Below are 13,725 nucleotides of genomic sequence, written 5' to 3'. Positions count from 1 at the left end.
GGGAACGCAGGGAACGAGCGGAGGGGGAAGGACGGATGACGGAGCGGGAGCGGACGGCCGACGGGACGGCGGCGGCGGAGGCCGTCGCGGGGGACGAGCGGCTGCGGCGCTGGCGGATGGTGCTCGGCGGCGGGGCCGACGGCACGGGGTACGCGCCGGCCGGGCGCGACGCCGCGATGGACGCCGCCCTGGAAGCGCTCTACGGGAGCGGCGGTGACGGCGGCGGACGGCCGGCGGGGGAGCGGTCCGCCGGGCTCGGGGGCTCCGCGCCGCAGGTGGCGCGCTGGCTCGGGGACATCCGTACGTACTTCCCCACCACGGTGGTCCAGGTCATGCAGCGGGACGCCATCGAGCGGCTCGGCCTGGCCACGCTGCTGCTGGAGCCGGAGATGCTGGAGGCCGTCGAGCCGGACGTCCACCTGGTCGGCACCCTGCTGTCGCTGAACAAGGCCCTCCCGGACACCACCAGGGAGACCGCGCGGGCCGTGGTCCGCAAGGTGGTGGAGGACCTGGAGCGGCGCCTGTCCTCCCGTACGCGGGCCACCGTCACGGGCGCGCTCGACCGGTCGGCGCGGACCGCCCGCCCCCGCCACCGCGACATCGACTGGGACCGGACCATCCGGGCGAACCTGAAGAACTACCTGCCCGAGCACCGGACGGTCGTGCCGGAGCGCCTCGTCGGCCACGGCCGGTCCGCGCGGGCGGTCCGCAAGGAGGTCGTCCTCTGCGTCGACCAGTCGGGTTCGATGGCCGCGTCCGTCGTCTACGCCTCGGTCTTCGGGGCGGTCCTGGCGTCCATGCGCTCGATCGCGACCCGCCTGGTCGTCTTCGACACGGCCGTCGTCGACCTCACCGACGAGCTCGACGACCCGGTCGACGTCCTCTTCGGCACCCAGCTCGGCGGCGGCACCGACATCAACCGCGCCCTCGCCTACTGCCAGTCCCGGATCACCCGTCCCGCCGACACGGTCGTCGTCCTGATCAGTGATCTGTACGAGGGCGGCATACGCGACGAGATGATCAAACGGGTCGCGGCGATGAAGGCCGCCGGAGTGGAATTCGTGACCCTCCTCGCACTGTCCGACGAGGGCGCCCCGGCCTACGATCACGAACACGCGGCGGCGCTCGCCGCACTCGGCGCGCCCGCCTTCGCCTGCACCCCCGACCTGTTCCCGGAGGTGATGGCGGCGGCACTGGAGAAGCGGCCCCTGCCCAGCACGGACGGACGCTGACGCAAATCGGCAGATCACACGAAGTTGCAGTTCAACCGTGAGGCGATCTGTGACAGGTATCACCGCGCAGGTGTGATCTGCGATTTAGGGACCTACGGCCCACGGGGATAACCTGCGAGACGGACATGCCGCGTCCACGGTCACCGTGTGCGCCTCCCCTGTGACAGCGCCGTCACGTTGCCCTTCGCGGCACGCCCACGCAGATAGCAGACAACCGCGAATCACTGCGAATCTTTGAAGACAAGGGACGGACGCGCGTGGACCTGTTCGAGTACCAGGCGAGGGACCTCTTCGCCAAGCACGGTGTACCGGTGCTGGCCGGTGAAGTCATCGACACGCCTGAGGCGGCTCGCGAGGCCACCGAGAAGCTGGGCGGCAAGTCGGTCGTCAAGGCCCAGGTGAAGGTCGGCGGCCGCGGCAAGGCCGGTGGCGTCAAGCTCGCCGCCACCCCGGACGAGGCCGTCGCCCGTGCGACGGACATCCTCGGCATGGACATCAAGGGCCACACGGTCCACAAGGTGATGATCGCCGAGACCGCTCCGGAGATCCTGGAGGAGTACTACGTCTCGTACCTCCTCGACCGCACCAACCGCACCTTCCTCGCCATGGCCTCGGTCGCGGGCGGCATGGACATCGAGCAGGTCGCCGAGGAGACCCCGGAGAAGCTCGCCAAGGTCCCGGTGAACGCCAACGAGGGCGTGACCATCGAGAAGGCCCGCGAGATCGTCGCCCTGGCGAAGTTCCCGGCCGAGGTCGCCGAGAAGGTCGCCGAGGTCCTCGTGACCCTGTGGAAGACCTTCATCGCCGAGGACGCGCTCCTCGTCGAGGTCAACCCGCTCGCGAAGGTCGCCAACGGCGACGTCATCGCGCTCGACGGCAAGGTCTCGCTCGACGAGAACGCCGAGTTCCGCCAGCCGGGCCACGAGGAGTTCGTGGACCACGCGGCCGCGAACCCGCTGGAAGCCGCCGCCAAGGCGAAGAACCTCAACTACGTCAAGCTCGACGGTGAGGTCGGCATCATCGGCAACGGCGCGGGTCTCGTCATGAGCACCCTCGACGTCGTCGCGTACGCCGGTGAGAACCACGGCGGCGTCAAGCCCGCCAACTTCCTGGACATCGGCGGTGGCGCCTCCGCCGCCGTCATGGCCAACGGTCTTGAGATCATCCTCGGCGACCCGGACGTCAAGTCCGTGTTCGTCAACGTCTTCGGTGGCATCACCGCGTGTGACGAGGTCGCCAACGGCATCGTCCAGGCCCTGCAGCTGCTCGCGGACAAGGGCGAGGCGGTCACCAAGCCGCTGGTCGTCCGCCTCGACGGCAACAACGCCGAGCTGGGTCGCAAGATCCTCTCGGACGCCAACCACCCGCTGGTGCAGCGCGTGGACACCATGGACGGCGCGGCCGACAAGGCCGCCGAGCTCGCGGCTGCGAAGTAAGGGCAGAGGTCACAGACTCACATGGCTATCTTCCTCAACAAGGACAGCAAGGTCATCGTCCAGGGCATGACCGGTGCCACGGGCATGAAGCACACCAAGCTGATGCTGGCTGACGGCACCAACATCGTCGGTGGCGTGAACCCGCGCAAGGCCGGCACCACCGTCGACTTCGACGGCACCGAGGTCCCGGTCTTCGGTTCCGTCGCCGAGGCGATGGAGAAGACGGGCGCCAACGTCTCCGTCCTCTTCGTCCCGCCGGCCTTCGCCAAGGCCGCCGTCGTCGAGGCCATCGACGCCGAGATCCCGCTGGCCGTCGTCATCACCGAGGGCATCGCGGTGCACGACTCCGCCGCCTTCTGGGCGTACGCGACCGCCAAGGGCAACAAGACCCGCATCATCGGCCCGAACTGCCCGGGTCTGATCACCCCCGGCCAGTCCAACGCCGGCATCATCCCGGGCGACATCACCAAGCCCGGCAAGATCGGTCTCGTGTCCAAGTCCGGCACGCTGACCTACCAGATGATGTACGAGCTCCGTGACATCGGCTTCACCTCCGCCGTCGGCATCGGTGGCGACCCGGTCATCGGCACCACGCACATCGACGCCCTGGAGGCCTTCGAGGCCGACCCGGACACCGAGCTCATCGTCATGATCGGCGAGATCGGCGGCGACGCCGAGGAGCGTGCGGCGGACTTCATCGCGAAGAACGTCACCAAGCCGGTCGTCGGTTACGTCGCGGGCTTCACCGCCCCCGAGGGCAAGACCATGGGCCACGCCGGCGCCATCGTCTCCGGTTCTTCCGGCACCGCACAGGCCAAGAAGGAAGCCCTTGAGGCCGCCGGCGTCAAGGTCGGCAAGACGCCGACCGAGACCGCCAAGCTGGCGCGCGAGATCCTGAACGCCAAGTAGTCGTTCTCGTCTTCCGCACGTGTACGGGCGTGGCCCGCATCCCTTCGGGGGGTGCGGGCCACGCCCGTTCCTCATTCCAGGCCGGGGGAGAGCCGGGCGGGCCCCGATGCCGGGTCGCCGCGCAGTCTCTCCCGCAGTTCCCGGCTCTGGTCGGTGAGCCGCTGCGGGCCGCTGTGCGGGGGGACCCCGGAGACGCTGCTGCCGGGCGAGACCGGGGCCACGTAGCGGTCCGGCGCGGTGACGGCGGTGTACCCGGTCGCCACGGCGATCGCCGCCGTGAGGCAGATCGCGGCCCGCGCCCACCGCCGGGCCGTGCGCTCGGTGAGGGCGCGGACGGTGGCCGGGGTGCTGCGGGGTTCCAGCGGCACGGCGGGCCGGAGCGTGCCGAGCAGCTCGCGCAGCGCGGCGGACTGCTTCTCCGGCGCCACGTCGGCCAGTCCGGGGACCCGTTCGGCGAGGGTGGCGTGGGCGCGCAGCAGCCGGTTCCCGGCGGCGGGGGTGGTGGCCTCGGTCTCGGCGGCGGTGTCGGGCAGGTCGAGGCCGATGCCGTCGTAGAGCAGCACGGTCCTGCGGTGGACGGGGGGCAGGTCGATCAGGGCGTCCAGCAGCATCCGGTCGACGGGTTCGACCGGGCCCGGGTCGGGGTGCCGGTATGCGCGGCGGAACCGGCGCCAGGGCGAGAGGGCGTACTCGTAGGCGACGGCCCGGACCCAGCCGACGGGATCCGGGTCGGTGGCCACCTCGGGCCAGCGCCCCCAGGCCTGCCGGAAGGCGTGCTCGACGGCCTGCCGGGCGAGGGCGCGGCGGCCGGTGAGCAGGTAGGTCTGGCGGACCAGCGCGGGGGCGGCGCAGAGGTAGAGGCCGTCGAAGGCCCGTGCGGCTGCCCCGCGGACCGGTTGCGCGGGGTCGTCCGGCGGCGGGGGGTCCGGGTGCGTGGTGTCCGGGGACTCGGGGTCGGCGCCTGCGGCGGCCGGCTGCTCGGGGCCCGTGCGGGCGGATGCCGGGTGCGTGGTGTCGGGGTGGGGGGTGTCGGGCCGGGCGGGGTCGGCGGCCTGCGGGTCGGGCTGAGCGGGGTCGGGCCCGTCGGGTTCCGGCCGTGCGGAAGTGCCGGGCCGGGCGGGGGCCGGTTGTGACGGGGCGTCGGCCCGGGGGTCGGGCCGGGCGGCGTCCGGTCCTGAGGGGGTGTTGGTTCGGGGGTCGGGTCCGGTGGGTTCCGGTCGTGCGGGAGTGTCGGCCCGGGGAGCGGGTCCGGTGGGTTCCGGTTGTGCGGAAGTGCCGGTCCCGGGGTCGGGCCGGGTGGGGTCCGGGCGGGGGGGTGTGGAGGGGGGTGGGTCCGTCGGGCCGGTGGGGCCGCCCCCGCCGGCCCCGGTTCTGACGGGGTGTTTCGTCTCGTGGCGGGTCAGGGAGACGGGTGGCCGGGCGGCTCCCTTGCCCGCCGGCCGGGGGCGCGTACCGGGTCCGCCCGCGCGCGCGGGGGCACCGCCCGCCGCGAAGGCGCGTACGCCCCCGGCGGTCCGGGCGGCCGCGCCGGCGGGAGCGTCCGCCTCTTCCTGGCCGGGCGGTTCGGGTGCGGTGGCGGCCTCCGGGGCGGGGCCGGTCCCGGTCCCGGCCTCGCCCTCCGCTTCCGCGAGGCGGGTCAGCAGCGCGGCGTACGCCTCGCGCTTGCGCCCGCGCGGTTCGGTGCGGCCCGTCTCCCAGGAGCGGACGGTCGTCGCGGTGACGCCCACCGTCGTCGCGACCTCCTCGTGGGTCAGCCGGCCCGCTTCGCGCAGCCTGCGGCGTTCCTTGGGGGACGGCAGGCCCAGCTCCGCGTCGGAGGTCGTCTCGACGCCTTGTGTCATGCCACACTCCCCGCGACCCGACAGTCCTGCGCGAAAAAGTACATAAACGTATATTGAGCGACACCACGGGCATTCGCCTGTTACCCGCCCATAGCGCGTGTCGTTGGCACCATGGCGGGGTGACCCAAGTGACCGAACACGGGACCTCGTTGCCGACGGTCCCGCGGGCCGGTGCGCGGCGGCGTTCGCCGGCCGCCGCGGCCTGCGTGCTGGGCGGCGCCGTGGCCGCCGGACTGGGGCTCGGCTTCCTGGCCGTGCTCGTGATCGTCCTGTGGATCAGCTCCCCCTATCCGGACAGCGGTCCGGGCGGGGCGCTGCACCTCGCCGCCGGGCTGTGGTTGATGGCCCACGGGACGGAACTCGTCCGCTACGAGACCCTCTCCGGGGTGCCCGCGCCCGTCGGCCTGACCCCGTTGTTGCTGGTGGCGCTGCCGGTGCTGCTGATGCGGCGGGCGGCCCGGCTCGGCAGCGCCTCCGGGGACGGCGGGGGCGCGGAGGGAGAGGAGGCCGATGAGGTGTTGCCGGCGAGCGTCGTCTTCTCCGCCGTCACCTGCGGCTACCTGTGCGTCGGGGCGCTGGCCACCGTGTACGCCGCCGGGGGGCCGATGCCCGCCGACCCGCTCAGCGCGGCCTGGCACGTCCCGCTGGTGGCGGTGCTCGCCGCCGCGGCCGGGGTCTGGTCGGCGAAGGGGAGGCCGCTCGGGCCGCTGCCCGGCTGGATCCCGGGGGGCGTACGGAAAGCCGTCGCGCGCCCCCGTTACGCGCTGGCGCTGCGTTCGGGCGCGGCCGGGGTCCTCGTCCTGCTGGGCGGCGGCGTCCTGCTCGTCGGCGCGTCGCTGGCCTGGCACGGAGCGGAGGTGCAGTCCTCCTTCCTGACGCTGACCGGGGTGTGGTCCGGGCGGTTCGCGGTGCTGCTGCTCGCGCTGGCCCTGATCCCCAACGCCATGGTGTGGGGCGCGGCGTACGGGCTGGGGCCCGGGTTCGCGGTGGGGGCCGGGGTGACGGCGACCCCGCTCGGCTTCGGGGGCGCCCCTGCCCTGCCGAGGTTTCCGCTGCTCGCGGCGCTGCCGCCGGAGGGGCCGGGAACGCCCGTCACCTGGGCGGCGGCCGGGGTGCCGGTGGCGGCCGGGCTGGTCGTGGGCTGGTTCGCGGTGCGCCGGGCGCGGGAGGTCTCCGCCGGGGAGGCCGCGCTGACGGCGACGCTCGGGGCGCTGGTGTGCGGGCTGGCGATGGCGGGCCTGGCCACGGCTTCGGCCGGGCCGCTCGGGTCGCGGGCGCTGGCCGGCTTCGGGCCCGTGTGGTGGGCGGTGGGGGCCGCGGCCGCGGGGTGGACGCTGCTGCTGGCGGTGCCGTTGGCGGTGGGGGTGCACGTGTGGCGGACCCGGCCCGTGCGGGGGGCCTCCGACGGGGCGGGGGAGGAGGACGCGTGGCACGACTCCGGGGTGCGGGAGCTGCGGTGGGCGGCGCTGCGGGAGGCGGCCCGGCCCGTGGCTCCGCCGGTTTCGGTGGGGGTGGTCGTTCCGCCGGAGCCGGTGGCTCCGCCGGTTCCGGTGGGGGTGGTCGTTCCGCCCGAGCCGGTGGCTCCGCCGGTTCCGGTGGGGGTGGTCGTGCCGCCGGAGCCCGTGGCTCCGCCGGTTCCGGTGGGGGCGGTTGCTCCACCCGAGCCCGTGGCTCCGCCGGTCGTGGCGGCTCCGGAGCCTCCCGGTGTTCCTGAGGTCCCGCCGCCGGCGGCGCCCGCGGAGCCGTTGCTGCCGCCGGTGGTGGGGGTCCGCGTACTGTCCCGCCGCCGCCCACCGACCTGACCCCTCCGGGGCTCAATCGCCGGCGGGCCTCCGCCCGGCCCCGCCCCCGTCCCGACCGCCGGAGGCACTCGGTTCGGTCAGCGCTGGACCTTCAGGATCTCGCCAAGGACGTTGTCCGGGAGGAGATCGTTGCACTGGAGTTCCGCCGTGCGGGTCAGGGCGTCGTCGCGGCAGACGAAGAAGTCCTTGTACGCCAGCTGCAGCGCGTACGAGCTCGCGGCCAGCATCAGTGCCATCGACGCCGTCACCAGGCCGCCGACCGCCGCCGCGCGCTGCGGGCGGGCCGCCGGGCCCAGGGAGTCCAGGCCGCCCGGCCGGGACGGGGTGCCCTTCACGGGGTCGGCCTCGGTCGCCGGGCGGCCGCGCAGGGCGCTGATGCCCCAGTACATCGCGAGCGCGCCCAGCAGCAGCCCCACCGAAGGGATCCCGAAGATCCCGAAGAAGAACCCCCACATGCCCGCCAACAGGGCGTACCGCGCGCGCCGCTGGAGCGGGTCCATGGGGTCCCACCGGGCCGGGCCCCCGGGGCCGCCGGGCTCGGAGGGGCCGCCGCCGGGGCCGCCGCCGTCCTGCGGCCGCTGCGGCTGCCGGGGCTGCCACGGCTGGTCGGGCCGGCCTTCCGGGGGCGCCGCGAAGGGGTTGTCGTCGGTCGAGGGGTCGGGCTGACGGCGGTCCGGCATCGAGTGCGTTACTTCCCCTGTGTCGTGGGCCGGGCGCGCGCCCGGCGTGCGGTGTACGCCAGACGCTACCGCTCGCCCGTCCCCCCGTCCCTCGGGGGCGGTCCCGTGTGCCGGTATCGTTGCAGGCGGTCGGTGGCTTCGTATGGTTCCCCGTATATCGGTACCCCGAAGTTTCGTATGACCACACAAGACGAACGACGGCAATCCCGTAAGAAAGGGCCTCCCATGCCCGCCTCCCGGCTGGTCGTGCTGGTCTCCGGCTCCGGCACCAACCTCCAGGCCCTGCTCGATGCCATCGACGCGCACCCCGGCGGAGCCGAGGGATTCGGCGCCGAGGTCGTCGCCGTGGGGGCCGACCGCGCGAACATCGCCGGACTCGAACGGGCCGAGAAGGCCGGGATCCCCACTTTCGTGTGCCCGGTCAAGGACTACGGCAGCCGCGAGGAGTGGGACGCGGCGCTGACCGAGGCGACGGACGCGCACGCGCCGGACCTCGTGGTCTCCGCCGGGTTCATGAAGATCGTCGGCAAGAACTTCATCGACCGCTTCGGCGGCCGGTTCGTCAACACCCACCCCGCCCTCCTCCCGGCCTTCCCCGGCGCCCACGGCGTACGGGACGCCCTCGCCTACGGGGCGAAGGTCACCGGCTGCACCGTCCACTTCGTGGACTCCGGCGTGGACACCGGTCCGATCATCGCCCAGGGTGTCGTCGAGATCCGGGACGGCGAGGACGAAGCCGCTCTCCATGAGCGCATCAAGGAAGTCGAGCGCCAGCTGCTCGTCGACGTCGTGGGGCGCCTGGCCCGGCACGGCTACCGCATTGAGGGACGAAAGGTAACAATCCAGTGACCGCCGCAGACTCCGCACAGAGCAACGACCCGACCACCACCCAGCGGCCGATCCGGCGTGCGCTCGTCAGCGTCTACGACAAGACGGGACTGGAAGAGCTGGCCCGCGGCCTGCACGAGGCGGGCGTCTCGCTCGTCTCCACCGGCTCCACCGCGTCGAAGATCGCCGCTGCCGGGGTGCCCGTCACCAAGGTCGAGGAGCTGACCGGCTTCCCCGAGTGCCTCGACGGCCGCGTCAAGACCCTCCACCCGCGCGTGCACGCCGGCATCCTCGCCGACCTGCGCCTGGAGGACCACCGCAACCAGCTCGCCGAGCTGGGCGTCGAGCCCTTCGACCTGGTGATCGTCAACCTCTACCCCTTCCGGGAGACCGTCGCCTCCGGCGCCACCCCCGACGAGTGCGTCGAGCAGATCGACATCGGCGGCCCCTCGATGGTCCGCGCCGCCGCCAAGAACCACCCGTCGGTCGCCGTCGTCACCAGCCCCGCCCGCTACGCCGACGTGCTCGCGGCGGCCCAGGGGGGCGGCTTCGACCTGACCGCCCGCAAGCGGCTGGCGGCCGAGGCCTTCCAGCACACCGCCGCCTACGACGTGGCCGTCGCGTCCTGGTTCACCAACGTCTACGCCCCGGAGTCCCCCGAGGTGGCGCTGCCCGAGTTCCTCGCGGGCGCGTGGGAGCGCAAGTCGACCCTGCGCTACGGCGAGAACCCGCACCAGGCCGCCGCGCTCTACACCGACGGCCAGCCGGGCGGCATCGCCAACGCCGAGCAGCTGCACGGCAAGGAGATGTCCTTCAACAACTACGTGGACACCGAGGCCGCCCGCCGGGCCGCCTACGACCACGACGAGCCCTGCGTCGCGATCATCAAGCACGCCAACCCGTGCGGGATCGCCGTGGACCAGGACGTCGCCGCCGCGCACCGCAAGGCGCACGCCTGTGACCCGCTGTCGGCCTTCGGCGGGGTCATCGCCGTCAACCGCCCGGTGACCGTCGAGCTCGCCGAGCAGGTCGCCGAGATCTTCACCGAGGTCATCGCCGCCCCGGCCTACGAGGACGGTGCGGTCGAGATCCTGGCCAAGAAGAAGAACATCCGCGTCCTGAAGGTGGACGGCACCCCGCACCAGCCGGGCGACCTGAAGCCGGTCTCGGGCGGCGCGCTGCTCCAGCAGAGCGACCTCTTCCAGGCCGAGGGCGACGACCCGGCGAACTGGACGCTGGCCACCGGCGACGCGCTGTCCGCCGAGGAGCTGGCCGAGCTCGCCTTCGCGTGGAGGGCCTGCCGGGCCGTCAAGTCCAACGCGATCCTGCTGGCCAAGGACGGTGCCTCGGTCGGCGTCGGCATGGGCCAGGTCAACCGTGTGGACTCGGCGAAGCTCGCCGTCGAGCGGGCGGGCGCCGAGCGCGCGCAGGGCTCGTACGCCGCGTCCGACGCCTTCTTCCCCTTCCCGGACGGGCTGGAGATCCTCACCGCCGCGGGCATCAAGGCCGTGGTCCAGCCGGGCGGTTCGGTCCGTGACGAGCAGGTCGTCGAGGCCGCGAAGAAGGCCGGGGTGACGATGTACTTCACCGGCACCCGCCACTTCTTCCACTGAGGCACGGATACGGCGAAGGCCGCCACCCGCTGGTGCGGGTGGCGGCCTTCGCCGTGTGCGGGCGGGTTACTTCGTCTTGACGACGATGGTGCCCGCGGCGCGGTCGTGCCAGCCCTGGAGCTTGCCCGAGTTGTCGAAGAACGGGGACAGGTAGACCAGGACGGCGCCGATGTAGCAGAGGAAGGCGCCGACGATCGGGATGATCCAGCGGATGAAACCGCCGCCCAGGCCCGGGTTCTGGCCGGTGTTCTCCTTGACGACCTTCAGGCCCAGCGCCATCTTGCCCAGCGTGGCGCCCGCGAAGGCGATCATCAGCCACTCGTAGAGCAGGGTGACCAGGAAGAACAGCAGCATGATGCCGAGGAAGGTCATCACGATGCCGCCGGCGGCCGCGTTCGCGTCGTCGAGGCAGGAGGAGTACGCCGGGGACAGCGGGTCCATGCCGGAGCAGTCGTCGATGGACTTCGAGGCGCCGAAGACGCCCGCGAGGCCGATCGCGCTGAAGATGGCGTACAGGATGCCGATGGCCACGCCGTCGATCAGGCGCGCGCCGAGCCGGCGGCCCATGGTCGGAAGCTGGACGGTGCCCAGACCCGCGACGTTGATGTAGCCGTTGTTCGCCTGGATCGTGCCCGGCGCCTGCGGCGGCACGCCGCCGTACGGCTGCTGGCCCTGCTGCGGGTATCCGTAGCCGCCCTGCGGCGGGACGCCCTGCGGGGCCTGCTGGGGGTAGCCGTAGCCGGGCTGGCCCTGCGGGGCCGGCGGCTGCTGCTGCCCGTACGGGTTGTTCGGGTCGCCGAAGCTCATCTGGGTCTTTCCTCCGTGAAGTGCGGGGACGCACGGCACGCACGGAGGACATCTGCTTTCTGCGGTACGCCCCCCGGCACTGCCCGCGGCACTCTTTCGATCGTCTTGCCGACCGTCATCGTGGTGGGCCCGTACCGGCCTTGTCCAGCCGGTTGTCCCAGCGGACCCGACTTGTTGTGCAAGTGCAATGAAGAACGCATTCCGGCCGCCGCCGACTGGAACCGGGACCACCACATCCGGGAGGATGGCGGTATGACCGCCCAGATTCTCGATGGCAAGGCCACCGCAGCCGCGATCAAGTCCGAACTGACCGCCCGAGTGGCGGCGCTGAAGGAGCGGGGCATCACCCCCGGCCTCGGCACCCTGCTGGTCGGCGACGACCCGGGCAGCCGCTGGTACGTCAACGGCAAGCACAAGGACTGCGCCGAGGTCGGCATCGCCTCCATCCAGCGCGAACTGCCCGCGACGGCCTCCCAGGAGGACATCGAGGAGGTCGTGCGGGAGCTGAACGCCAACCCGGCCTGCACCGGCTACATCGTCCAACTGCCGCTCCCCAAGGGAATCGACACCAACCGCGTCCTCGAACTGATGGACCCGGTCAAGGACGCCGACGGCCTGCACCCCATGTCGCTGGGCCGGCTGGTCCTCAACGAGCCCGGCCCGCTGCCCTGCACGCCGTACGGCATCGTCGAGCTGCTGCGCCACCACGGCGTCGAGCTCAACGGCGCGCACGTCGTCGTCCTCGGACGGGGCATCACCGTCGGCCGGTCCATCGGCCTGCTGCTGACCCGCAAGTCCGAGAACGCGACCGTCACCCTGTGCCACACCGGTACCCGCGACCTGGCCGGGCTGCTGCGCCAGGCGGACGTCGTCGTCGCGGCGGCCGGGGTGCCGCACCTGGTGAAGCCGGAGGACGTGAAGCCGGGCGCGGCCGTGCTCGACGTCGGCGTCAGCCGCGACGAGAACGGCAAGATCGTCGGGGACGTGCACCCGGGCGTCGCCGAGGTGGCGGGCTGGATCTCCCCGAACCCGGGTGGCGTCGGCCCGATGACCCGCGCGCAGCTGCTGGTCAACGTGGTCGAGGCGGCGGAGCGGACCCCCAGTGCGGGCTGAGCACGACGAGCCCGGCGCGGCCGGGCGGCCGGCGGAGCCGCGGCGCGAGCCGGAACCGCAGCGCGGGCCGGAGCCGGAACGGACCCCCGAGCAGGCGGAACGGGCCCCCGAGCAGGCGGAACGGGCCCCCGAGCAGGCGGAGCGCACCCCCGAGCCGGGGGAGCAGCCGCGGGCGGGGGCCGCGAGGTCGCGGCGGTTCCCCTCCGTCACCGAGGGCACCGTACGTCCCGAGGGCGGCGGGCGCGCCGTCCCCGGGGCGGTGTCCACCCCCGCCCGTCAGTGGCCGATGCTCAGCGTCCTGGCGGCCACCGCCGCCGGGCTGCTGACCACGGCGACGGGGCATCCGCGGGCCGGCTGCCTGATGATCGGCATCGCCCTGATGGCGGCCGCCGCGCTGCGCCGGTTCCTGCCCTCGGTGGGCATGCTCGCGGTCCGTTCCCGCTTCACGGACATGATCACGTACGGACTGCTCGGCGTGGCGATCACGCTGCTCGCGGTGGTCATGGAGCCCAAGCCCTGGCTGGACGTCCCCTTCCTGGAGAGCGCGGTCCGGGTCACCGTCCGGTGACCGGGAGCGCGGTCAGCGCGGCCAGCGCGGCCGCGACGGCCGGCCGGGTCTCGGTGCCCGCCCGGACCAGCGCCTCCAGGACCCGCCCCCGGCCCGGCAGTTCCACCACCGCCGTGCCGGGCGGCGGTGCGTCGCACAGCAGTTTCGGCAGGATCGACGCGGCCCGTCCGGTCGCCACCAGCCACAGCCCGGCCCGCAGGTCCCCGCACTCGTGCGCGATCCGCGGGGTGAACCCGGCGTTGCGGCAGGCGTGCACCAGCATCTCCCGGCAGCTGCTCGGCGCGGGCGCCGAGACCCAGTCGGCGTCCCGCAGGGCCGCCAGCCCGTCCCGCCCGTAGGCCGGGAGGAGGGCCTCGGGCAGCGCCAGGCAGAGCGGGTCGTCGAACAGCGGGACGGCGGTGGTGCCGCTCGCGGGCGGGGCGCCGAGCAGCGGGTAGGCGTAGGTCACCGCCAGGTCCAGGCGGCGCCCGCGCAGCAGCGGCAGGGCGTCCTCCGGATCGGCCTGCACGATCCGCGGCCGCAGCCCCGGATGGCGTGCGGCGAGGGCGGCGACCAGCGGGGCGGCGACCGTCGCCAGCGCGCTCGGGGCGCAGCCCACGTGCAGCTCCCCGACCGGTCCGGCGTCGAGGGCCCGTACCGCCCCCTCGGCGCGTTCCAGCGCGGCCAGGACCGGGTCGCAGGCGGCGGCCAGGGCGGCGCCGGCGGGGGTCAGGCGCAGCCCGCGTCCGTCCCGTTCGACGAGGACGGCCCCGGCCTCGGCCTCCAGGGCCCGCAGCTGCTGGGAGACGGCGGAGGGGGTGACGCGGTGCAGGTCGGCGACCGCGGTCACCCTCCCGTGTTCCGCCAGGTCCCGCAGGATGACCATCCGCTTCACGTCAAGCATGAGTTCATCTTAA

The 13,725-nt window shown here is 73.5% G+C and carries 12 protein-coding genes; 8 read left to right on the top strand and 4 right to left on the bottom strand.

What is annotated here, in order from left to right:
- The first annotated feature begins 35 nt into the window (after positions 1–35).
- The 3 genes from SLAV_RS15260 (at position 36) to sucD (ending at position 3,577) form a co-directional block, all read left to right on the top strand.
- Positions 36–1,232 carry a VWA domain-containing protein gene (locus tag SLAV_RS15260; RefSeq protein ID WP_030230870.1) on the top strand — a complete coding sequence of 399 codons (1,197 nt, stop codon included), beginning with the start codon at positions 36–38 and terminating at the stop codon, positions 1,230–1,232.
- 257 nt (positions 1,233–1,489) lie between these two features.
- The gene (sucC, locus tag SLAV_RS15255) at positions 1,490–2,668 is read left to right on the top strand and encodes an ADP-forming succinate--CoA ligase subunit beta (RefSeq protein ID WP_030230873.1); all 1,179 of its coding nucleotides are present in this window, start codon (positions 1,490–1,492) and stop codon (positions 2,666–2,668) included.
- Between the two features lie 21 nt (positions 2,669–2,689).
- Positions 2,690–3,577, top strand: a complete 888-nt coding sequence (sucD, locus tag SLAV_RS15250) for a succinate--CoA ligase subunit alpha (protein WP_030230875.1) — start codon at positions 2,690–2,692, stop codon at positions 3,575–3,577.
- A 71-nt stretch (positions 3,578–3,648) separates the two neighbouring features.
- On the opposite strand, the gene SLAV_RS42430 is transcribed toward sucD, so the two are convergent.
- Positions 3,649–5,418, bottom strand: a complete 1,770-nt coding sequence (locus SLAV_RS42430) for a helix-turn-helix domain-containing protein (protein WP_244225240.1) — start codon at positions 5,416–5,418, stop codon at positions 3,649–3,651.
- Positions 5,419–5,537: 119 nt separating this feature from the next.
- Here SLAV_RS42430 and SLAV_RS43145 point away from each other — a divergent pair, with 119 nt between their 5' ends.
- Positions 5,538–7,220: a cell division protein PerM gene (locus tag SLAV_RS43145; protein WP_158740690.1), complete on the top strand. Its 1,683-nt coding sequence runs from the start codon at positions 5,538–5,540 to the stop codon at positions 7,218–7,220.
- A 77-nt stretch (positions 7,221–7,297) separates the two neighbouring features.
- Here SLAV_RS43145 and SLAV_RS15230 read toward each other — a convergent pair whose 3' ends face one another.
- Positions 7,298–7,900 carry a hypothetical protein gene (locus SLAV_RS15230; protein WP_037687453.1) on the bottom strand — a complete coding sequence of 201 codons (603 nt, stop codon included), beginning with the start codon at positions 7,898–7,900 and terminating at the stop codon, positions 7,298–7,300.
- Positions 7,901–8,125: 225 nt separating this feature from the next.
- Here SLAV_RS15230 and purN point away from each other — a divergent pair, with 225 nt between their 5' ends.
- Together purN and purH are read left to right on the top strand one after the other, a co-directional pair.
- Positions 8,126–8,749, top strand: coding sequence for a phosphoribosylglycinamide formyltransferase (purN, locus tag SLAV_RS15225; RefSeq protein ID WP_030230885.1), 624 nt, complete (start codon positions 8,126–8,128; stop codon positions 8,747–8,749).
- On the top strand, positions 8,746–10,341 hold the full coding sequence (gene purH, locus SLAV_RS15220; protein ID WP_030230886.1) for a bifunctional phosphoribosylaminoimidazolecarboxamide formyltransferase/IMP cyclohydrolase: 1,596 nt from the start codon (positions 8,746–8,748) through the stop codon (positions 10,339–10,341). Before purN ends, purH begins: the two co-directional genes overlap by 4 nt.
- Positions 10,342–10,407: 66 nt before the next feature.
- Here purH and SLAV_RS15215 read toward each other — a convergent pair whose 3' ends face one another.
- Positions 10,408–11,148: an RDD family protein gene (locus SLAV_RS15215; protein ID WP_030230889.1), complete on the bottom strand. Its 741-nt coding sequence runs from the start codon at positions 11,146–11,148 to the stop codon at positions 10,408–10,410.
- A 252-nt stretch (positions 11,149–11,400) separates the two neighbouring features.
- On the opposite strand from SLAV_RS15215, the gene SLAV_RS15210 reads away from it, so the two are divergent.
- Both SLAV_RS15210 and SLAV_RS15205 read left to right on the top strand, forming a co-directional pair.
- On the top strand, positions 11,401–12,261 hold the full coding sequence (locus SLAV_RS15210; RefSeq protein WP_030230892.1) for a bifunctional methylenetetrahydrofolate dehydrogenase/methenyltetrahydrofolate cyclohydrolase: 861 nt from the start codon (positions 11,401–11,403) through the stop codon (positions 12,259–12,261).
- Positions 12,251–12,829 (top strand): DUF3017 domain-containing protein, encoded by a 579-nt coding sequence (locus SLAV_RS15205; protein WP_030230904.1) that lies wholly within the window; start codon positions 12,251–12,253, stop codon positions 12,827–12,829. The genes SLAV_RS15210 and SLAV_RS15205 overlap by 11 nt, the downstream gene beginning before the upstream one ends.
- Here SLAV_RS15205 and SLAV_RS15200 read toward each other — a convergent pair.
- Positions 12,816–13,712, bottom strand: a complete 897-nt coding sequence (locus tag SLAV_RS15200; RefSeq protein WP_030230917.1) for a LysR family transcriptional regulator — start codon at positions 13,710–13,712, stop codon at positions 12,816–12,818. The two genes, SLAV_RS15205 and SLAV_RS15200, sit on opposite strands and share 14 nt — an antisense overlap.
- Positions 13,713–13,725 lie beyond the last annotated feature (13 nt).

It is taken from the genome of Streptomyces lavendulae subsp. lavendulae, from assembly GCF_002803845.1.
Lineage (GTDB): Bacteria > Actinomycetota > Actinomycetes > Streptomycetales > Streptomycetaceae > Streptomyces > Streptomyces lavendulae.
This window is presented reverse-complemented; position numbering and strand designations above follow the sequence as displayed.

Excerpts from the sequence above, each read along its gene's own strand:
- SLAV_RS15215 (WP_030230889.1), bottom strand. The coding sequence starts at position 11,148 with ATGAGCTTCGGCGACCCGAACAACCCGTACGGGCAGCAGCAGCCGCCG.
- sucD (WP_030230875.1), top strand. The coding sequence starts at position 2,690 with ATGGCTATCTTCCTCAACAAGGACAGCAAGGTCATCGTCCAGGGCATG.
- SLAV_RS42430 (WP_244225240.1), bottom strand. The coding sequence starts at position 5,418 with ATGACACAAGGCGTCGAGACGACCTCCGACGCGGAGCTGGGCCTGCCG.
- SLAV_RS15200 (WP_030230917.1), bottom strand. The coding sequence starts at position 13,712 with ATGCTTGACGTGAAGCGGATGGTCATCCTGCGGGACCTGGCGGAACAC.
- SLAV_RS15230 (WP_037687453.1), bottom strand. The coding sequence starts at position 7,900 with ATGCCGGACCGCCGTCAGCCCGACCCCTCGACCGACGACAACCCCTTC.
- SLAV_RS15260 (WP_030230870.1), top strand. The coding sequence starts at position 36 with ATGACGGAGCGGGAGCGGACGGCCGACGGGACGGCGGCGGCGGAGGCC.
- SLAV_RS15210 (WP_030230892.1), top strand. The coding sequence starts at position 11,401 with ATGACCGCCCAGATTCTCGATGGCAAGGCCACCGCAGCCGCGATCAAG.
- purN (WP_030230885.1), top strand. The coding sequence starts at position 8,126 with ATGCCCGCCTCCCGGCTGGTCGTGCTGGTCTCCGGCTCCGGCACCAAC.